We start from the raw sequence: 21,015 nt of genomic DNA, 5'->3' as shown, positions 1-21,015 counted from the left end.
AGCGCATGGCGCGCATTGAACGGATCGAGCTCAAGCTCGTCGATCTGAAACCCAAGGTTGTTCGTACGGACGCCATACAGTCTTTTGTCAGCCAGGAAACACCGATCGTCATCATCCATGATGCCGATGGCGCAACCGGCACGGGGTACAGCTATACCATAGGAACAGGCGGAAGCGCGGTCATGGGGTTGCTGCGCGACACGCTTGCGCCTTCCCTCATCGGCCGCGATGCCGCCATGGTCGAGCATCTCTGGCGCGACCTCAAGTTCAGGACCCACGCCACCCAACCCGGTGCGATCACGGCTCTGGCGCTTGCCGCCCTCGACACCGCCCTTTGGGATCTGCGCTGCCGCAAGGCCGGCCTGCCGCTGCATGTCATGGCGGGCGGTGCGAAGGATCGCATCACGGTCTATTCCACCGAAGGCGGCTGGCTTCATATCGGGACCGGCGATCTGGTGAAGGATGCGCTGGAGGTCCGCTCACGTGGCTTTGGCGGGTGCAAGATCAAGGTCGGGAAGCCACACGCCGCCGAGGACGTGGAGCGTTTGCTGGCCGTGCGCGAAGCCGTCGGTCCGGCCTTCGAGATCCTGACCGACGCCAACCAGGCCTTCAGCGTGGATGAAGCCATCCGCCGCGCCGGGCGCTACGAGGAGGCCGACATCGGCTGGTTCGAGGAACCGATGCCATCCGACGACATCAACGGGCATGTGCGACTGTGCCAGTCGACATCCATCCCGGTGGCGGTGGGCGAATCGATCTATTCGATCCGGCATTTCGCCGACTACATGCAGCGCAATGCCTGCTCGGTCGTACAGGTCGACGTCGCCCGCATCGGCGGCATCACCCCGTGGCTCAAGGTGGCCCACATGGCCGATGCGATGAACCTTCCGGTCTGCCCGCATTTCCTCATGGAGCTGCATGTGGGGTTGTGCTGTGCCGTGCCGAATTCCCGGTGGGTCGAATACATCCCGCAGCTGGATTCGCTCACAAAGACACAGATGACCATCGAGGACGGTCACGCCCTGCCATCGTCTGGCGCCGGGCTGGGTATCGACTGGGACCACGAAGCCCTCGACCGTCTGGCGGAACCCGGCAGTGCCGTCACCATCGACGAGGGGACCGGATCATGAGCGATCTGGGTCGGCGGCTCGAAGCCTGCTACAGCGCCATCGTTCACGACATCATGCGCGCTCAGGGGCACACCAACTTCCTGCTCCCGTCGAACATACGGCTGGTCCAGCCCGAGCGGCGGCTCGCAGGGCCGGTCTGGACCGTCGAGGGGCATGTCGACGAGGGTGCCGATGCGCACGAGACCCTGCTCGAATGGACAGGTGTCCTGGCCAAGGCCAGACCGGGGCATGTCGCCGTCTGTCAGCCTCATACCCACGACATCGCTCTCATGGGGGAACTTTCCTCCGAGACGCTGAAGTTCCGCGGTGTGTCGGGTTATGTCGTCGATGGCCCCGCGCGCGATGTGGCACAGACCATGCAGCAGCAATTTCCCCTTGCCTGCACCCATTTCACCCCGAAGGACATCGTCGGACGGTGGCTTCCCCATGCCTTCGACGAACCTGTCCAGATCGGCGATGTGCGCATTCATGCTGGCGACTATCTCCTGGCCGACATGGATGGCATCTGCATCCTGCCCCGTGCGCAGGCGGAGACCATCGTCAAGGCGGCCGAAGAGGCGATCGGCACCGAGAACAAGGTGAGGACCGCCATCCTCGAAGGAATGGATCCGCAGGAAGCCTATCGCAAATATGGAAAATTCTGATGAAACGACCACCTGTCATCCTGCTCGCCGAGGCCGACAACGTTCTTGTCGCCTGCCGCAACATCGAGGCCGGCGAGATGGTCCCGATCGACGGCGTGCCGACGAGGATCGAGGCGGCGCTGCCGCTCGGCTTCAAGATCGCCCGCCGGGCCATAGGCCGGGGCGAGAAGGTCCTCAAGCTCGGCATGAGCATAGGGTCGGCAACCACCGATATCGACCGTGGCCAGCGGGTTCACACCGAGAACCTGAAGAGTGACTACACGCCTTCATTCACCGCCGATCATGGCGACCGCTTTCGGCAGGGGGAGACACTCTGATGCAGGGATGGCTGCGCAGCGATGGCCGCAAGGGCATCCGCAACACGATCATCGTCACCTATCTCGTCGAATGCGCGCATCATGTGGCACGCGAGATCGTGCGGCCGTTCGAGGATGAGGACGTCCATCTGATCGGCTTTCCGGGTTGTTTTGCCAATCTCTATGCGTTCGACATGATGGAGAGGCTGGCGACACACCCCAATGTCGCGGGCGTGCTGCTCGTTTCGCTCGGCTGCGAGGGGTTCGACCGCAGCGGCCTGGCGCGACGGATCGAGGCGACGGGACGCCCGGTGCGCACGCTCGTCATCCAACGGGAAGGCGGGACGCGCAAGACGGTGGATGCCGGGCGCGCCTGGGTCCGTGCTACCTGCGACAGGAATGCGGCTCTGCCAAGGGTCGAAATGGGCATCGACGAGCTCGTGGTCGGCACCATCTGCGGCGGATCGGACGGTACGAGCGGGCTCACGGCCAATCCCGCCATGGGCAACGCCTTCGACCGTCTGGTCGAAAAGGGTGCGGCCTGCATCTTCGAGGAAACCGGCGAACTGATCGGCTGCGAGCATCACATGGCCGGTCGCGCGGTGACGCCCGAGCTCGGCGCGGAAATCATCAAGGCGATCGACAAGGCGGCGCGCTATTACGGCCTGCTCGGTCAGGGAAGCTTTGCTCCCGGAAACGCCGAGGGCGGTCTGACCACGATCGAGGAGAAGAGCCTTGGCGCCTATGCCAAGGCCGGAACAGTGCCGATCGACGGCATGATCAAGCCGGGCACCCGGCCACCTTCGGGCGGGCTCTATCTGATGGATGTGGTTCCGGACGGCGAGCTTCGCTTCGGCTATCCCAATATCAACGACAATGCCGAAATCGTCGAGCTGATCGCCTCCGGCTGCCACATCATCCTCTTTTCCACCGGGCGCGGTTCGGTGGTCGGCTCGGCAATCTCGCCGGTCATCAAGGTCTGCGCCAATCCGCTCACCTACAGGCGGATGGCGGACGATATGGACGTGAATGCCGGCCGCATCCTCGAAGAACAGGCCGGCATCGAGGATGTGGGCGCGGAAATCGTGCAACTGGTCGAGCGGGTCGCCGATGGCGAACGAACGATGTCCGAGGCGCTCGGCCATCGCGAGTTCATCCTGAATTACAAGACTTTCGAACCGGTCGGCCCGGCCTGTCTGCCCATGAACCGCCTGGCGACGACCGTTCCATTCACGCAGCAGGGCGGCGAAAGCGCCCCCTCAGCAACCGGGCAATGAGGCCGTCCTGATGATCGGGATTGTTGAGTTGCTCGCGTGACTGAAGATTGGACAGCGCCAGCACGGGCGGTCGTGCCGCAAGCTCCAGTTGCTGTACGACCGCTTGTCCCAGATTGAGGATCGCGACATGGGCCGGCGAGGCCATTGCATGGGTTCCCACCCATTGATGCGCCTCGAAGGCATCGGCAAAGTCACGATCGACAGGAACGGATGGCGCCAGCCGGATGCGGTACTGCGAGGCGATGGCCGTGATCTGGCGGAGTGCTGCGGAACCTCCCTCAACTTTGTTCGGTGCCAGCATGATCGTCGCAGGAGCATTGCGCCGTTCCTCACCGACCCTGTGCAGGAAACGGACGGCTCGACGCGTACCGGCCAGTTCGACACCGGAGCCCGAGGTCGGCACGAGGACGACATGCGCGGTCAGGCAGGCTGCTGCCGTGATCGGGCCGATGGCGCCGGGCAGATCGACCACGACGACATCGTGGTTGCGGCAGAACTCGCCGGCCTCGGCGATCCACTCGCCGACGGCCCAGGATTTCACGTCGCGCTTGAGCGCCGTGACGCCCACATGCGGCATGGACGAAAGCCATTCATGGCTTGACGACTGCGGATCACAATCGACCAGACATACCGAACGTCCCTCGGCAGCCAGTGCCGATGCGAGATTGACGGCAAGCGTGCTCTTGCCGGTCCCGCCCTTGAGATTGGCAATTGCAAGGATGCGTCCGTCATACGCGCCGTGCGTTTGAGGTGAAGATCCACCCATGGTCCCGATCCTGGATCTTGTCGATGCCTAGCCTTGCCTATGCCAGCAAAGTTTCTGCCGCAGGGCGATGACTGGCCACGTGTGACTGATGGTACGGCTGGATCGTCGAGAAATGTGGAATTTCAACCGCAACACTTCATCACGAAAAGGCGATATCTATCATACATTTACAGCCTCATCCCGGACGGCATACCGCCCGGGATCGACCGTGTACGCGCGATTCAGTTGCCGCCCGCGAGCCGGTCGGCCATGCTCACGAGGGCTTCCGCCTGACGGATGGAGGCAATGTCGATCAGCTTTCCATCAAGGGCCACGGCCCCCTTGCCCTCCCTGGTCGCCTGTTCCATGGCGGCGAGGATGCGTCGGGCCTTTTCGACTTCGCTGGCCTTCGGCCCCATCACCTCATTGGCAAGGGCGATCTGCCTGGGATGGATCGCCCACTTCCCCTCGCAGCCAAGGACGGCGGCACGATTGGCATGCGCCCGAAACCCCTCCGGATCGGAGAAATCCCCGAACGGACCATCGATCGGCCGCAAGCCGTTGGCGCGGGCCACGACAACCATGCGGGCAATCGCATAATGCCACATATCGCCCCAATGATAGGCTCGCTCGCTGTCATCCGGCCCGCCGGTGAGAACGCCATAATCCGGGTTGGGGCCGCCGATCATGGTCGTGCGCGCCCGGATCGAGGCCGCATAGTCGGCCACCCCGAAATGCAACGACTCGTTGCGCGGGCTGGCGGCGGCGATATCCTCCATGTTCTGCATCCCAAGCGCGGTCTCGATGATATGCTCGAAACCGATCCGCTTTCTGCGGCCCTTTGCCACCTCGATCTGCGTCACCAGCATGTCGACCGCATAGACGTCGGCTGCCGTGCCGACCTTGGGAATCATGATGAGATCGAGCCTGTCGGAACAGTTTTCCAGCAGATCGACGACATCACGATACATGTAGGGCGTATCCAGACCGTTGATCCGCACCGACAGGGTCTTGTCGCCCCAGTCGACGTCGCCGACGGCCTCGATGATATTTCGGCGAGCCTCCTCCTTTTTGTCCGGAGCGACGGCATCCTCAAGATCGAGGAAGATGACATCGGCATCGGAACGCGCCGCCTTCTCGAACATGTGCGGACTGGAGCCCGGCACGGCAAGTTCACAGCGGTTGAGTCGCGACGAGGTGGGCTTGACGACCTTGAAACTCATGAGTTTTCCTTGTGTTGCGAATGAGATGCCTGCTCTTTCGCCAGTGGATGATGGGCGTCCACCACCGCGGCGAGGCGCTCGGCCTGCACGTGGGTATAGATCTGTGTCGTGGCGATGTCGGCGTGACCAAGCATCACCTGTACGGCACGAAGGTCGGCACCATGGTCGAGCAGATGGGTCGCGAAGGCATGGCGCAACACGTGGGGCGAGATCCGGCCGGGGTCCATGCCGGCCCTGACCGCAAGGCCGTTGAGCAATTGCGTGAACCGCTGGCGTGTCAGATGTCCGAGCTTGCCGCGCGAAGGAAAGAGGAAACGCGCTTCCAGCGGCCGCCTGACCCGACTGTCGCGGATCGCCAGCCATCGTTGCAGGGCTTCCCTCGCCTGCCGCCCGACGGGTATCACACGCTCCTTGCTCCCCTTGCCGAGCACGCGCAGGCTCGCACGATCGTGGGCCACACCGGAAAGGGGCATGCCGATGAGTTCGGAGACCCGCAGACCGCTGCCATACATCAGTTCCAGCAGCACCTGCATGCGTACGGCGTCCTCGCCCTCCTCCCCGTAGGCCGTGCGCATCAGCAGGTCGATTTCGGCCTCGCTCAGCACCCTTGGCAGCGAGCGGCCCTGCTTCGGATTGTCGATGGTGACCGTTGGATCGTCACCGCGGTGATCCTCCATGAACAGGAAGCGGTAGAGTTGCCGCATCGCCGCGAGCCGACGGGCTGCCGTCGAGGATGACATCCCCTGGTCGCTGAGGTGGGCGACATAGCCTCGCAGGTCATCCGCCGTCGCCTCGACCAACCCTGCTCCGCGCCGTTCGAGGAACCTGCACAGGTCGGTCAGGTCCCGCCTGTAGGCGTCAAGCGTGTTGCGGCTGGCACCGCGCTCGACCACCATCATTTCGAGAAAGGCGTTCAGCAGCATCGATACCACCCCGGCAACGCAATCACTGCGGCAATTGTTCGCTCGGAACCTCGAATTCGAGGGTCTGGGTCGGTGGCGGCGTGTCCCACGTCGCCAGGAAGATCACTCCGCCGAGGACCAGCATGAGGGCGAATAGCATAAACCAGCGGCGCACTGTCGACATGGAGACCTCTTGGGTGATGCCAGATGCTTTTTCGAGCGAACGATGGGCGCTTGCAGACACATATCCATATCGCCTAGATCCTCGAACGAGCACACGGCCAGTCCAAACCGACCGCATGACACTCCGGTCTGCGCCAAAAATCACCACTGGCGTCGGCAGGAGTACCGTCTGGTGAAGGCGGGCGCTTCCGGTCGGTACTGAAACGCTCTATCGTCAAGGCCAATGCTTATAGATATTCGTCCGAGGAGTTTCAACGCTGGGTCATGTCGGAGTCCGCAGAACAACAACCGCCAGATAATGCGGGTCCACTGATACCGCTCACGCCCGTCAAGACCATTGTACTTGTCGGTCTCATGGGCGCTGGCAAGACGGCCATAGGCAAGCGGCTTGCCGCCTCGCTGGGCGTGCGTTTCGCCGATGCCGACGCTGCGATCATCGAGGCCGCCGGAATGGGTATTCCGGATATCTTCGAATTGTATGGCGAGGAGACATTCCGGGATCTCGAACGCCGTGTCATCCTGCGCATGCTGGAGGAGGAACCATTCATCCTGGCTCTGGGCGGCGGCGCCTTCATCAATGACGAGACCCGGGCAGCCATAAAACGCAGCTGCCTCTCCATCTGGCTCAAGGCCGACCTCGATACGCTGGTCGACCGGGTCAACCGGAAGAAGGGGACGCGACCACTCCTGGCATCGGGGAATCCCCGTGACATCCTGGAAAACCTGATGACCACGCGCTACCCGATCTACGCCCATGCCGACCGGGTGTTCGAAAGCAACCAGGCTCCACCTGAAAAGCTGGTCGAGCGCATCCGCAATTCACTCATCGAGGAAGGCATGGTCAATGTCTGAGGCTACCCGGCACGAGGTCAAGGTCTCGCTGGGCGAACGGAGTTATTCCATTCTCATCGGCCGCGGCCTGCTTCAGCAGGCGGGTTCCATCCTGGGCCGCCTGCTGCGCCAGCCGCGCGTCATTCTCGTCATCGATGCGAATCTCGTGGCGACGGACCATGACGTCATGCTGCGCAGATCCCTGCACGAGGCCGGGATCACGGTTCACCCCGTCGAAGTGGCTGCCGGCGAGGCCAGCAAGAGCCATGCAACCTATGCGTGGCTGATGGATGAAATCCTGGCGCTCGGCGTCGATCGCAAGGTCACCGTCATCGCCTTCGGTGGTGGTGTCATCGGCGATCTGGCAGGTTTCGTCGCTGCTTCATTGCTGCGTGGCGTCGATTTCGTGCAGATCCCGACAACGCTGCTTTCCCAGGTCGACAGCTCGGTAGGCGGCAAGACCGGAATCAACAGCCGCCACGGCAAGAATCTCATCGGCGCCTTTCACCAGCCCGGGATCGTGTTGATCGACACGGCGGTCCTCGATTCGCTGCCCGAGCGCGAACTTCGTTCGGGCTATGCCGAAATCATCAAATATGGCTGCATCATTGATGCGGACTTCTTCGATTGGCTGCTGTCCCATGGTGCGGACATGCTCGATGGCGATCCCGAACTGCGGGCCCGGGCGATCCGCCGCTCGGTGGAGATCAAGGCCGCCATCGTCGCCGACGACGAGCGCGAGACCTCGGGCGTCCGGGCGCTCCTGAACTTCGGTCATACCTTCGCCCATGCCTACGAGGCCCTGGCCGGATACAACGGGACCCTGCTGCACGGCGAGGCGGTCAGCATCGGCATGGTCAAGGCAACCCGCCTGTCGGCCGATCTCGGTCTCGCGAGCCGGGACGATGCAGTTCGGTTGCATGACCATCTCGCCACACTGAACCTGCCAACCTCGCCTCGGCAACTGCGGAATGACGGATTTGCCGTCGACGGGCTGCTGAATGCGATGCAGCGCGACAAGAAGGCCGAGGATGGAAAGATGCAATTCGTATTGTGGCGTGGTATCGGCAACGCATTCGTGGCGCGCGGCGTTCCCCTGAACGTGCTCCGCGACCGGCTTCACGAGGACGGCTGACAAGCGAAAATGTTGTGGTCCATATTGTGGATCGTGCTGCTTCTGGCAGCCAATGCGTTCTTCGTCGCGGCGGAGTTCGCACTCGTGCGTGTCCGCGACTACCGTATCAACCAGATGGCCGAGACCGGTCATGTCCGCGCTCGCATGACCCTGAACGTCATCAGGCACATGGAAGCCTACCTGGCGGCCTGCCAGCTCGGCATCACCATGGCATCGCTGGGTCTGGGATGGGTCGGCGAGCCGGCCGTCGCGGCCCTGCTGGAGCCGGTCCTGCATTTCGCCGGACTGAGCGATGCCGCCCTGCACAGCCTGTCGTTCCTGCTGGGTTTCCTGATCTTCTCATCCCTGCACATCGTCATCGGCGAACAGGTTCCCAAGACACTTGCCATTCGCGAGGCCGAGGCGACTTCGCTCTGGACCGTCTATCCGCTGCAGGCGTTCTTCATCCTCTGCTATCCGCTGAACTGGCTGCTGAACCGGTCCTCGCGGGCCATCCTGTCGGCACTCGGTGTCGCGGAAGCCGGGCATGCGGAGGTCTACACGGGCGACGAACTGCGCAGCCTCATCGGCCAGTCGCACCTGCACGGCGCGATGCGCAAGCATGAGCATGACATGCTTGGCGGCATTCTCGATCTGTCGAAGGTCGAGGTCAGCGAGATCATGACCCACCGGAAAAACATGGTGACGATCGACGGTGATCGGCCGTTCGGGGAAATCGTCGCCCTGGTAAGGGAAAGCTCGTTCACCCGCTTTCCTTTGTGGCGCGGTGACCACGACACGGTGATCGGTACACTGCACGCCAAGGACATGCTGTCCCTGGCCCTGGAACCGGATGGTCCCGACCGGCGAAGCATCGACGAAATCGCGAGCCCGCCCTGGTTCATACCCGAGACGACCACGCTGCAGGCCCAGCTCATGGCTTTCCGCCAGCGCCGCGAGCATCTGGCGATCGTCGTGGATGAATATGGTGATATTCAGGGATTGGTGACGCTTGAAGACATTCTCGAAGAGATCGTGGGTGAGATTGCCGACGAAAAGGATATCGAAGTACCGGGGATCAAGATCCAGACCGATGGCAGCGTTCTCGTCGAGGGGAAGGTAACCGTACGCGATCTCAACCGCCAGCTCAGCTGGAACCTGTCGGACGATGAGGCTTCGACAGTAGCCGGCCTGGTCATCCATCTGGCCGAGCGAATCCCGGAGGTCGGCCAGAGTTTCGACTTCGATGGGCTGAGGTTTGATGTCCTGAGACGCACAGGGCATCAGCTGTCGCTCCTGCGTATCAGGCGAATTGCCAGAGCGGAACACGTTGACCAACCATGAGCCGCCGGCGGAGCGGCTGGACCCGGGCGTCCCCCTACCCTCCTACCGGATTGATTCCCTCATCGACGAAGAAGGCGGCTGGAGGATCTTCCGGGCATGGGACTTGAAGCGCGAGTGCGGTGCTCTTGTTCTGGTACCCGGTATCGACAAGAGATTTGATCGCCCCCTGATCGCCGGCCATCTTGCCCGTGCCGAAGCGATCATGAAGCTGCGACATCCCGGCATCGTCGCCATTCACGATCTCGGGACAATCGACACCCCCTTTATTGCCGAAGAGATCGTCGATGGTCCCAGCCTGAAGAATGTCCTCGATGACCAGGGCTGGCTTGAACCACGCGATGCGCTGGCGATCATTGCGCAGATTGCCCGCGCCCTCGATTTCGCGCATGCCCGCAAACAACACCACGGTCTTCTCGGCATCAACGACATCGTCATCGATGAACGCTCCGGACGGGTAAAGCTGAAGGGCTTCGTCTCCGTGGGCGACACCAACGAGCTTCATCTGATCCGTTCCCCCGAATATCTCATGGGCAACGACATCGACGGCCGTTCCGACCTGTTCATGCTGGGCGCGATCCTCTACCGCCTGCTGGCCGCACGTTTTCCATTCAGCGGACGCGACCCGAAGACCGTGGCAAGGCTGATCATCGAATCCGAGCCTCGACCGCTCGGCGAGCTTCGCCCGGCCCTCCCTCCGGGCGTCATCCGGATCGTCGACCGCCTGCTGGCGAAGGACCGCCGCGAGCGGTTCCAGACCGGCAATGCGGTGGCCGAGGCCATTGAACGGATGCTGCCGTCGCTCGGATTGCTTCGGGACGAACCGCCGCAGATCGTCCCCGAGGCCGTCACTCCGCGTCGCCCGCTCTCCCGCCCCCACCCTGCAGGCGCCCTGGTAGCGGTGAGCATTGCCGCCATCATCGCGGGTATCACCTATTATGCCTATAACAAGGATGATCCGCCAAACGGCGAGGTACGTGCCGGGAGAACACTTCCTGCCCCGCCCACCTCCGCCATTCCGAGCATCCCCGAAATCGTTTCCCTTCCGCGTGGCGATGCGACCGGCAGTCCGGAATCCGTTCCCGACGACCGGGCCATGCTTCCTACACCCGCCCCGGTTGACGACCAATGGCTTTCCGTAACCGACAAGATCAACCGTCTCGGCTGCACACGCGTCGAGAGCGAGCCGGGCTGGTTCGATCGGCAGATCATCGCATATTCGGGTAGCAGCGTCACTGCGGGCACCGTGGCGGAACATCTTGGCGGACTGAATGATACCAGCGAGGTACGGATCGATTCGACACCGCTGAACTCGACCTTCTGTTCCGTTCTGGACGTGCTGGCTGCGAAAACCGTGGTGGCCGATCGACGATTGCTGGAACTGCTACCCGCAAACCCGACCTATGATTTCAATGACGGCGAAATCCTCTCGCTCGGGATCCATGCTCCCGATTTTTCCAGTCACGTGGTCGTCGACTATATCGGTGCGGACGGGATGGCCCAGCGATTGTGGCCTTCTGACGAAGATCGCATTCTTTCGGCCGGTGACGAACTGCGCCTCGGGGATGGCGATGAGCCGTTCAGTCTCGAAGTGACACCACCTTTTGGCGATGAACTCCTGGTTCTGCTCGCATCGACCAAGCCGATTCTCCCGCTGGCCAATATCCCGACCATGAGTGCCGGGCGCTATCTCGCGGAACTGGAATCCGCCCTCGACAAGCTGTCCCATGACGCCGAAGTCATCTCATCGGTCATCATCCTCCACACTCATAAAACGGACGGGGACCGCTAGAGCTGTCTGTGTCGACGCATTTCGTGATCGTTCAGGCTATTCCGCCTGAACGGGAAACTCTAGGTCTTCAACCAGGCGACATCAGTTCGCATGCGCGGTTATCGAACCGGATCGAAGTTTTATCAGTCGGACGACATGCCCCGGAAGCAGGGATTCCGCGGTGGCCCAGCCGTTGGCGCGCTGCAGCCAACCCGCCAGCATCGAGGGATTGCTGTCGAGAAGGCGCAACATCTCCAGTTTCAGATCATCCCGCCCCGCTTGCGATAAACCACGGCCGAGGGCAAGGGCGAGCTGTACCCGATTGGCGTCGAGATAGGGCAGGAATCCCGATGCGACATGGGATGCGTGAAGCGCTGCTGACGCCAGTCGATTCTCTCCGAGCATCGCTGCGGCATGCGCGAGATGATACCAGGAGACGGCTTCCGCCGGTGCCAGAACAACGGCCCTGCGTGCCTGTAACAGCGCCTCTTGCGTTTCCTCCTCGGCGTGTTTCGAATCGGCATGCATGTTTGCATAGGCCATGGAAAGGGCTGTCAACGCCAGATCGGCATGCCGATCGCCCGCATCGAGATATTCAAGGGCGGCCATTCGGCTTTCGATGGCCCGTCCGATTCCGGGCGCTGCAACCCTGTGCCCCTCCCGCAACAGACTCATTGCCTCATTGCCGGAAAGGGCAGCTTGCGCCGAAAGGAAATGCGGTATCGCCAGAAACGTCAGTGCCATGCCCGCAAGCAAGCTCACTACCCGTTGGCCACAAAGAACTCTCAGGCCCATCCCGTCACCCATGCCCCATCCGTGATATTCCCGTTTTGAAGATACGACCCGTCCAGTCAATTCTCGCTGAGGTTTTTCGGCCTTCCCGGAGTATAGGGAACCGAGCTCATCATCTGTCGGGCGGAGAGGGAAAAACTCACAGGGTCACCGGATCCGGTCGCATAGGACGACGACTGGCCATCAACTGCATCCCATTGTCCAGCGACCATGGTGACACCGGAGAAGCCGTTCGCCTGGGCGGCGGCTATCACGTTCTGCATGTGGATCGGGTCGATGGCCGGTGACTGCACCGCGGCGGTAAACGCCCGGTTGAGAACATCGCCATCCCGCATCAATCCGCTATTGGTCACCTTGCTCATCGCGACGTTCATCAGGGCATCGATATAGCCCGGATCGGACTGACCGACCGCGACCGCCGCCTCGGCACAGATGTCGGCAGCCTGTTGTTCGAAATATCCGGGCAGTTTTCCGTCGCGCGCGAGAACCCGACCCTGGTCGACGACATCCATGGCCATGCTTGCCCGCATGCGGTCGCTCGAACCGACCCTGTAGGCGGCACTGGCAATCCTGGTCGCAAGGTCGGGCAGAGCTTCGCCGGCACGGATGCCCAGCATGAACTCATTGCCGATCATCGTGCGGATTTCCCGGTTGCCCAGCGCCAGATATTTGAGCAACGCCTCGTCGAAGGTTGCTCCGCCTTGCGAAACCAGCGCGGCACGGCCATCGGCGGGATGCTGGAAAGGAGGAACGTCCGCTGGGGCAACGGGTGGCAGATGGCGAATTTCGTTACCCTGCGCGGCGACTGCGGATGAACTCAGCACCAGGACCATGAAGGTCAGGGCAATCGTGATGGTCATCTTCATGTGGGAACTTCCCTCATTCCGGTCACTTGTAGCCAATTGCCATCATGACCGGGCATACTGCTGCCAGTCATGATCGGACAAATTTAATTGGGGGAGATTCATAGTGAGTAAATATTAACGAACTTTGAAAATTCTTATTTTGTCCTCATCCTGCAATCGGCGCCTGTACCCACATGGCGGACGCACGGAACGGCCCGGCCAATGTTGCGCATTGTCTTTGCGTGAAAGGCTGGTGCGCTTCCTGAAACGATTGCCCTGTCGCGGCAAACTCCTTGTGGTGAATCGTGCCGTAGCTGTTTATGCTCCAATCCGGAAGTGTCGGACAAGATCAGGGAGCAGCCATGCCGATCCGCCGCGAAGATCGCAAGACCGAAGTCATCGACGGCCTGCATGTCATGATCACGGAGAAGCTCGACAGTTCCGAGGCCGGCCGGGCCATCGACTTCATCGATCATTACTATCGCGACGTGGCTCCTGAGGACATCCTCTCGCGCGAGCCCCTGGATCTTTACGGCACCGCGCTCTCCCAGCTGCGTTTCGCCGAACAGCGGCAGCCCGGCAAGGCATCCGTGCGGGTGTTCAATCCCCGCATGGGACAGCACGGCTGGCAATCGACCCACACGATTGTCGAGATTGTCAATGATGACATGCCCTTTCTGGTCGACAGCGTCAGCAATGAGCTCAATCAGCGCGGTCTGGGCATCCACCTGATCATCCACCCGATCTTCCGCAGCCGCCGGGACGAACAGGGCAGGCTGCTGGACATCGGCACGCCCGACACGATGCGGGACGAGGGTTCCATCAACGAGAGCTTCATGCATTTCGAGGTGGACCGGCAAAGCGATCAGGCGCTGCTCGATGAGGTCGAGGCCGCCATCCACCATGTACTGAGGGATGTTCGCTGCTCGGTCGAGGACTGGCGGACGATGCGTTCCAAGGTCTCCGATGCCATCGTCCAGATGGCCCCTGCCCGCACGCTGATGCCTGAAGCCGATTTCGAGGAATATTCGGCATTCCTCGAATGGCTCGCCGACGATCACTTCACCTTCCTTGGCTATTCGTCCTACTCGATCGAAGGCGAAGGGGACGACATCCAGCTGCGCCGGATCAAGGGCAGCGGCCTTGGTATCTTTCGCGGCAAGGATGATGGCGCGCTGTCGCAAAGCTTCATGGCGATGCCCGCCCATGCCCGGCGACGGGCACGCGATCCCTACCCGCCCGTCGCGGTGGCCAAGGCCCACACCAAGAGCACGGTCCATCGCCTGACCTACCTCGACTTCGTTGGTGTGCGGACCTACGACGATTCCGGGAAGGTCACCGGCGAAAGCCGGTTCCTCGGCCTGTTCACATCAGCCGCCTACAACCGCAGTCCCACGGTCATCCCGCTGTTGCGCCAGAAGCTCGAACGCATCGTCGAGCGTGCGGTGACGAGCCGCCAGGGTCACGCCGGAAAGGCGTTGATGAACATTCTCGAAACCTATCCGCGCGACGAGCTGTTCCAGACGCCCGAGGACGACCTGCTGCGGATCACCACCCAGATCCTGCATCTGCAGGATCGCCAGCATATCCGCCTGTTCATCCGTCGAGACCAGTACGAGCGCTTCGTCTCCTGCCTGGTCTACGTGCCGCGCGAACGCTACAACACCGCCTTGCGGTTCCGCTTCCAGGCGATCCTTGAGCGTGCGCTGGACAGCGACGAGACCGAGTTTCAGGCACAGCTTTCGGAATCGGTTCTCGCGCGCATCCTGTTCATCGTCCGCACACCCCACGGCATTCCGGAAAATCTCGATGTCGACGAGATCGAACGCCAGCTCGGCGAGGTGGCGTTCAGCTGGAACGACAAGCTCAAGGTCGCATTGATCGAAGCTGAGGGCGAGGAAGAGGGCAATCGCCTGTTCCGCAAGTATGGCCAGGCCTTCCCCAGCTCCTACGAGGAATTCACGGCCGCGCGCGCGGCCGTGCCCGACATTCTCTCGATCGACATGCTGGCCGACAGCGACGGCACATCGCTGGCGATGTCACTCTACCGGCGGATCGAGGACCGCGGCGACATCCTCCGCTTCAAGCTGATCCGCGCCAACCAGCCCGTGCACCTGGCCGATGCCCTTCCAATCCTCGAGAACATGGGTCTGCGCGTTCTCTATGAGGCCCCGCACCGGGTAACGGCCCGCGGTGGGCAGATATTCTCGATCCATGACTTCGGCATGGAGCCGACCATCGGCAAGGGCCCGACGGATGTCGATGCCATCCGCAAGCAGTTCGAGGACACGTTCCGGCAGGTCTGGAGCAACAATCTTGAAAATGATGGCTTCAACCGCCTGGTCCTTGCCGCTGGCCTGTCGCCCCGCCAGATCATCGTCCTGCGCGCCTACTGCAAATATGTCATGCAACTGGGCAGCCCGTTCTCGCAGGCCTATATCGAGAGCACGTTCACCTCGAATCCGGATATTGCCCGCAGCCTCGCCGAACTGTTCGACGCCCGTTTCGACCCCGACTGCGAAGGAGACCGCAAGGCACGCGTCGCGGAAATCGAACGGCGCATTCGCGACAGCCTGGAGAATGTTGCCATCCTGGATGAAGACCGCATCCTGCGGCGCTATCTGGGACTCATCAACGCCACTCTGCGGACGAACGCCTTCCAGCGCGACACAGCCGGGAACACCAAACCCTACCTGTCCTTGAAGCTGAACCCCGGCAATGTCCCGGGAATGCCGCTTCCCAAGCCGGCCTTCGAGATCTTCGTCTATGCTCCCCATGTCGAGGGCGTGCACCTGCGCGGCGGCAAGGTCGCGCGCGGCGGTTTGCGCTGGTCGGACCGGCGCGAGGATTTCCGTACCGAAGTCCTTGGCCTGATGAAGGCCCAGATGGTCAAGAACAGTGTGATTGTCCCGGTTGGCGCAAAGGGCGGCTTTGTCGTGAAGCAACCTCCACAAAGCGGCGATCGACAGGCTTTTCTCGATGAGGGCATCCGCTGCTACAAGACGTTCCTGAGCGGTCTGCTCGACATCACCGACAATCGCGTTACCGACGGCATCAAGGCCCCCGAACGGGTCGTGCGCTACGACGAGGACGATCCCTATCTGGTCGTAGCGGCCGACAAGGGAACGGCCACCTTTTCCGACATCGCCAACAGCGTCAGCCGCGACTACGGCTTCTGGCTCGACGATGCTTTCGCATCGGGCGGTTCGGCCGGCTACGATCACAAGGGGATGGGCATCACCGCCAAGGGTGCGTGGGAATCGGTCAAGCGGCATTTCCGCGAGATGGGGATCGACACCCAGACCGACCCGTTCACCGCGATCGGCATCGGAGACATGTCGGGTGATGTCTTCGGCAATGGAATGCTGCTGTCGGAGCAGACTCGACTGGTGGCAGCTTTCGATCACCGCCACATTTTCCTTGATCCGGACCCCGATCCGGCAGTGAGCTTCGCCGAACGCCGGAGGCTGTTCAACCTGCCGCGTTCAAGCTGGGATGATTACGACCGTTCGAAGATCAGTGCCGGTGGTGGAATTTTCCCGCGAACCGCGAAGTCGATCCACCTCTCCCCCGAGGTCCGAGCCATCCTGCACATCGAGGACGCCGAACTGGCGCCGATGGAACTGATGAACGCAATTCTCAAGGCGCCGGTCGACCTTTGGTGGAACGGTGGCATCGGCACTTACGTGAAGGGATCGAAGGAAAGCCATGCCGAGGCGCAGGACCGGGCCAATGACGGGTTGCGTATCGATGGCTGCGACTTGCGGGCCCGGGTCGTCGGCGAAGGCGGCAATCTCGGGATCACCCAGCGCGGGCGGATCGAGATCGCCGGCAATGGCGGCCGGATCAACACCGATTTCATTGACAATTCCGCCGGCGTCGACTGCTCCGACCACGAGGTCAACATCAAGATCCTGCTGGGAGACGTCGTCGCTGCCGGCGACATGACCATGAAGCAGCGTGACGTCCTGCTGGCCGAGATGACCGATGAAGTCGGGGAACTCTGCCTGCGCGACAACATCTTGCAGAATCTCGCTCTCAGCATGACCGGCGCGCGCGCGCCCCAGATGCTCGACGCCCAGCAACGCATGATGCGCAAGCTGGAACGTGCGGGACGCCTCAATCGGGAGATCGAGCTCCTTCCGACCGATGTCGAGCTGGGTGAGCGTCATCAGGCGGATCGCGGCCTGACCCGTCCCGAAGCGGCGGTCCTGCTCGCCTACGCCAAGACCACACTGTACGACGATCTGCTCCGTACAGGATTACCCGACCGGGAATATTTCCTCGTCGACATCATGAAGTACTTTCCGCGACCGTTGCGCCGGCAGTACCGGGACCGTATCGCCGGTCACCGCCTGCGCCGCGAGATCGTCGCGACCTGGCTTGCCAATAGCATCGTCAATCGCGGCCTCGATGTTTTCATGAGCGAACTCGAGGATGAGACGGGGTCATCGCTCGACGAGATCGCAATGGCCTATGTCGTCACCCGCGACAGCTTTGCACTGCTGGGGTTGTGGTCCGCAGTCGAGAGTCTCGGCATGGATGTCCCCTCCGATATACAGATCGCCATGCTGAATGAGGCCCGCAACACGCTGGTACGCGGCACGCGGTGGTTCGTCGCCCATGGCGCGGGTGCCATCAGCCTGCGCGAGACGGTCGCCCGTTTCCGTCCGGCAATCGCGACCATCATGGGCGATCTCGAACAGCTGCTGGCCAGGGAACAGGCCATCAACCTCGATGGTACGGTCGCCGGCTATGTCGAGGCCGGCACGGAACGGGACCTGGCACGTTCGGTGGCCGGCCTGCCGCACCTGCTGTCGGCATGCGATATCGTCACGGTCGCTCAGTCGCTCGGCCGAAACGACGATTCGAGCATGCTTCGGGTGGCGCGGGTCTATTTCGCGCTGGACGCCCGTCTCAATCTCGCATGGCTGCGCAGCCAGATCCAGCGTGCGCCCATCACTTCGCGCTGGGACCGCATGGCCCTGAGCGCACTGGAGGATGACCTCGCCGAAGCTCTCCGGGAACTGACGGCGGCGGCACTTGCGGCCGGCATCGACAGCAACGATACGGAGAGCGCCGGCGAGCAGGTGGCCCAGTGGTCACACCGGAGCCTGACGAACGTGGATCGCTACAGGGCATTGCTGGAGGAAATCGAAATGGCCGAAAGGCCGGATCTGGCCATGCTCAACGTCGCCGTCGGTGTGGTTGGAAAGCTGCTGCCGCGCACTGTTGTTGCGAAGGTTTGACAAATTTATGCGTGCGCGTCTTGCGCTCCGGCCTTGTCTTTGCCAATTAACGACCGTCGTGATGAGTTGGCCACATTGCCATAACCAAATCATGCATCCTTGTGCCGGGCGCTGGACACTCATCAAGGTAATCCAAGTGAATGACAGAATCGGTACCTGAATGCGGCTGAAATGACGCAGGTACCCGGGAACGGCGCAAGTTGGAGGATGATCGATATGCAGCAAGGCAGCTTGATACGCGAGGGCGAGGTTTTTTTCCGCCAGTGGCTGCGGTCACCGAAGTCCATGGGCTCGGTTTTCCCCTCGTCGCGTGTCCTGGCGCGTGCCATCGCCAACGAGGTTGCCTGGCAGCCCGGCCAGTTTGTGGTCGAGCTCGGAGGCGGTACGGGTGCCATCACCCAGGGCCTGATCGAGCGCGGCATCCCGCGCGAGAACCTGATCGTGGTCGAGCTCGAAACCCATCTCTTCGAATATCTGCGTGACCGTTTCCCCGGTTCGAAGGTCATTCAGGGCGATGCCACTCGCCTGGATGAAATCCTTGCACATCATGACATCCAGGATATCGGGACGGTCATATCCGGTCTGCCCATGGTCGGAATGCCGATCGAATTCCAAAAGGCGATCATCGAACAGGCCATGGCCGCGATGGGTGGCAAGGGCTTCATGCTTCAGTACAGCTACTCGCCGATTTCGCCAATTCCTGCCGCACAGTTCAAGGTCACGGCAAAATTGGCCAAGTTCGTCCTGTGGAACTTCCCACCGGCGAATGTCTGGAAGTACGAACGCTGATTCCAGCCTGATTCTCTGACCAGTTCCAACACACCTGTTCCACCGCCCGCCCATTTCACATCATCCTGGGTGGGTATCTGCCAGCGCATGGTACGCGATGAACTTGCGCCTCATCGCGTGCGCATCCTGGTTGCACTGGCGGCCTCAGCCATCGGTGGCGGAGCCACGGCCGTGCAGGCGTGGCTGGTCCAGCCCGCGCTCGACAAGGTCTTTCTTGAGCGCGATCCGGTCATGCTGCTCGTCGTGCCCCTTTCGATTCTGGCCGCGGTACTGATCAGGGCCGGTGCAGGATACATCGAGGATATCCAGCTCAGCCGGATCGGTCAGGATGTTGTCGGCGACCTTCAAAAGCGCCTCTTTGCCCGGCTCGTTCGCGACGAGTTCGCCTATATTCGCGATCGCGGCACCGGCGCGCTCCTGTCGCACCTGACCTATGACGTCACCTTGTTGCGCCAGACCGTTTCCAACGTATTCACAGGTTTCATCCGTGATTCACTCACGCTGGTCTGCCTCGTTGTCCTGATGCTGTTCCAGGATGCCATGCTCGCACTGCTGGCTGCCATGGCGTTCCCCGTCGCTACCGTACCGCTGATGCGCATGGGCGGGAAGGTTCGCCAACTGACATTGGCGGCACAGGAACAGATGGGTCGGCTGACGGCCCGGCTGGAACGCAGCTTCGAGGCGATCCGTCAGGTCAAGGCCGATGGACAGGAGGCCCGGGAAAGTGCCGCCGTCGCGGCGATGATCGACCGCTTCAAGGAAGTCCAGCTGGCAGCGGCACGTTATCGGGCACTGGCTTCTCCCAGTGTGGAGATCGTCACCGGACTGATGATAGGTCTGGTCATCCTCTATGGGGGCTGGCAGGTATTGTCCGACCATACCACTCCAGGCCGCTTCTTCTCGTTCCTGACCGCGATGCTCATGGCCTATCAACCGATGAAGCGTCTCGCAAAATTGCATACCATGATGCATGAGGGGCTTTCGGCAGCCAGCCGCATCTATGCCCTGCTCGACCGCCCCCATGCACAATGCGAAATGAAGACCTTGCCTGCCGCGAGAATTGCTCGCGGAGGAATCCAGTTCCGCAAGGTTTCCTTCTCCTATGGCAGCCATCGAGTCTTTCACGATTTCGATCTCGAGATCGAACCGGGTTCGCACTGGGTGGTCACTGGTCCGTCCGGTTGTGGCAAGTCGACCCTGCTCGACCTGTTGCTGCGCTTCCACGAAGTGGAATGCGGTTCCATCTTCATTGATGGATTTGACCTGCGCGACATCGACCAGGTACAACTGCGTCGCTCCTTCGCCTTTGTCGGTCAGGACACCTGGCTGTTCGATGACACGATCGCCGCCAATATCGCCTATGCCTGTCCGACAGCCAGCGAAGACACCATCCGCGCCGCAGCGCGCCATGCGAGGATCGACGAGGTCATCGAGCGCCTGCCGGACGGCTATGCAACAAGGCTCGGCGCGGGGGGCATTCATCTCAGCGGGGGGCAGCGTCAGCGGTTGAGTCTGGCCCGGGCGATGCTCAAGGACAGCCCGGTGATGCTGCTCGACGAGGCAACCTCCGCACTCGATGCGACCACGGAAGCCCAAGTGATCGAGCAGATCCAGACGATCAGGCATTCGCGCACAACGATATTTGCGACCCATCGCGCGGCCATCAGTTTTCCCAACGGTAATCATCTCCGACTGACAATCTAATTCTACTTATAGGATAACAAAAAACACGCTCTAAGCTTATTAGATGTGAAAGATCCTTGCTGTTTTCTCGATTTGCTTCTGTTCTTTTCAACGGGAAGATGATATGAACTCTTCCGTTGTTCCGGATGAACGAGGAACTTCGCAATCAACAGGCAGGAGTCGGATGCGTTGCCCTACGG

The 21,015-nt window shown here is 61.6% G+C and carries 17 protein-coding genes; 11 read left to right on the top strand and 6 right to left on the bottom strand.

Annotated features, from left to right (window positions below; genetic code table 11):
- Nucleotides 1-5 precede the first annotated feature (5 nt).
- Genes H6851_11915 through H6851_11900 form a run of 4 tightly spaced genes read left to right on the top strand, consistent with a single transcriptional unit; the run spans nt 6 to nt 3,347 of the window.
- Nucleotides 6-1,130: a mandelate racemase/muconate lactonizing enzyme family protein gene (locus tag H6851_11915; GenBank protein ID MCB9944310.1), complete on the top strand. Its 1,125-nt coding sequence runs from the start codon at nt 6-8 to the stop codon at nt 1,128-1,130.
- Nucleotides 1,127-1,774, top strand: a complete 648-nt coding sequence (locus H6851_11910; protein ID MCB9944309.1) for an RraA family protein — start codon at nt 1,127-1,129, stop codon at nt 1,772-1,774. Before H6851_11915 ends, H6851_11910 begins: the two co-directional genes overlap by 4 nt.
- Nucleotides 1,774-2,091: a UxaA family hydrolase gene (locus tag H6851_11905; GenBank protein MCB9944308.1), complete on the top strand. Its 318-nt coding sequence runs from the start codon at nt 1,774-1,776 to the stop codon at nt 2,089-2,091. Before H6851_11910 ends, H6851_11905 begins: the two co-directional genes overlap by 1 nt.
- Nucleotides 2,091-3,347, top strand: coding sequence for a UxaA family hydrolase (locus H6851_11900; protein ID MCB9944307.1), 1,257 nt, complete (start codon nt 2,091-2,093; stop codon nt 3,345-3,347). The genes H6851_11905 and H6851_11900 overlap by 1 nt, the downstream gene beginning before the upstream one ends.
- On the opposite strand, the gene H6851_11895 is transcribed toward H6851_11900, so the two are convergent.
- The 4 genes from H6851_11895 to H6851_11880 all read right to left on the bottom strand — a co-directional run bounded on the left by H6851_11895 (nt 3,301) and on the right by H6851_11880 (nt 6,401).
- Complete coding sequence (locus H6851_11895; GenBank protein MCB9944306.1) at nt 3,301-4,113, bottom strand: ParA family protein; 813 nt, start codon at nt 4,111-4,113, stop codon at nt 3,301-3,303. The two genes, H6851_11900 and H6851_11895, sit on opposite strands and share 47 nt — an antisense overlap.
- Before the next feature lie 221 nt (nt 4,114-4,334).
- Complete coding sequence (locus H6851_11890) at nt 4,335-5,315, bottom strand: CoA ester lyase (protein MCB9944305.1); 981 nt, start codon at nt 5,313-5,315, stop codon at nt 4,335-4,337.
- A complete protein-coding gene (gene xerD / locus H6851_11885; GenBank protein MCB9944304.1) occupies nt 5,312-6,238 on the bottom strand; it encodes a site-specific tyrosine recombinase XerD in 927 nt (308 codons plus the stop codon). Before xerD ends, H6851_11890 begins: the two co-directional genes overlap by 4 nt.
- 22 nt (nt 6,239-6,260) lie before the next feature.
- On the bottom strand, nt 6,261-6,401 hold the full coding sequence (locus H6851_11880; protein ID MCB9944303.1) for a hypothetical protein: 141 nt from the start codon (nt 6,399-6,401) through the stop codon (nt 6,261-6,263).
- 263 nt (nt 6,402-6,664) lie between these two features.
- On the opposite strand from H6851_11880, the gene H6851_11875 reads away from it, so the two are divergent.
- Genes H6851_11875 through H6851_11860 form a run of 4 tightly spaced genes read left to right on the top strand, consistent with a single transcriptional unit; the run spans nt 6,665 to nt 11,478 of the window.
- Nucleotides 6,665-7,252, top strand: coding sequence for a shikimate kinase (locus tag H6851_11875; GenBank protein MCB9944302.1), 588 nt, complete (start codon nt 6,665-6,667; stop codon nt 7,250-7,252).
- On the top strand, nt 7,245-8,366 hold the full coding sequence (locus tag H6851_11870; protein MCB9944301.1) for a 3-dehydroquinate synthase: 1,122 nt from the start codon (nt 7,245-7,247) through the stop codon (nt 8,364-8,366). The genes H6851_11875 and H6851_11870 overlap by 8 nt, the downstream gene beginning before the upstream one ends.
- Nucleotides 8,367-8,375: 9 nt before the next feature.
- Entirely contained in the window at nt 8,376-9,689 is a 1,314-nt protein-coding gene (locus H6851_11865) for an HlyC/CorC family transporter (protein ID MCB9944300.1), read from the top strand.
- Nucleotides 9,676-11,478, top strand: coding sequence for a DUF4384 domain-containing protein (locus H6851_11860; protein ID MCB9944299.1), 1,803 nt, complete (start codon nt 9,676-9,678; stop codon nt 11,476-11,478). Before H6851_11865 ends, H6851_11860 begins: the two co-directional genes overlap by 14 nt.
- 81 nt (nt 11,479-11,559) lie before the next feature.
- Here H6851_11860 and H6851_11855 read toward each other — a convergent pair whose 3' ends face one another.
- Both H6851_11855 and H6851_11850 read right to left on the bottom strand, forming a co-directional pair.
- Nucleotides 11,560-12,264 carry a hypothetical protein gene (locus tag H6851_11855; protein MCB9944298.1) on the bottom strand — a complete coding sequence of 235 codons (705 nt, stop codon included), beginning with the start codon at nt 12,262-12,264 and terminating at the stop codon, nt 11,560-11,562.
- 44 nt (nt 12,265-12,308) lie between these two features.
- Complete coding sequence (locus H6851_11850) at nt 12,309-13,115, bottom strand: hypothetical protein (GenBank protein MCB9944297.1); 807 nt, start codon at nt 13,113-13,115, stop codon at nt 12,309-12,311.
- A gap of 341 nt (nt 13,116-13,456) precedes the next feature.
- Between H6851_11850 and H6851_11845 the strand changes: the two genes are divergently transcribed.
- From H6851_11845 to H6851_11835, 3 genes are all read left to right on the top strand, one after another.
- A complete protein-coding gene (locus H6851_11845) occupies nt 13,457-18,343 on the top strand; it encodes an NAD-glutamate dehydrogenase (GenBank protein MCB9944296.1) in 4,887 nt (1,628 codons plus the stop codon).
- A gap of 216 nt (nt 18,344-18,559) precedes the next feature.
- On the top strand, nt 18,560-19,132 hold the full coding sequence (locus H6851_11840; protein ID MCB9944295.1) for a phosphoethanolamine methyltransferase: 573 nt from the start codon (nt 18,560-18,562) through the stop codon (nt 19,130-19,132).
- An 87-nt stretch (nt 19,133-19,219) separates the two neighbouring features.
- The gene (locus H6851_11835; protein ID MCB9944294.1) at nt 19,220-20,836 is read left to right on the top strand and encodes an ABC transporter ATP-binding protein; all 1,617 of its coding nucleotides are present in this window, start codon (nt 19,220-19,222) and stop codon (nt 20,834-20,836) included.
- Nucleotides 20,837-21,015: the final 179 nt, after the last annotated feature.

It is taken from the genome of Geminicoccaceae bacterium (genome assembly GCA_020638465.1).
Taxonomy (GTDB): domain Bacteria; phylum Pseudomonadota; class Alphaproteobacteria; order Geminicoccales; family Geminicoccaceae; genus JAGREO01.
This window is presented reverse-complemented; position numbering and strand designations above follow the sequence as displayed.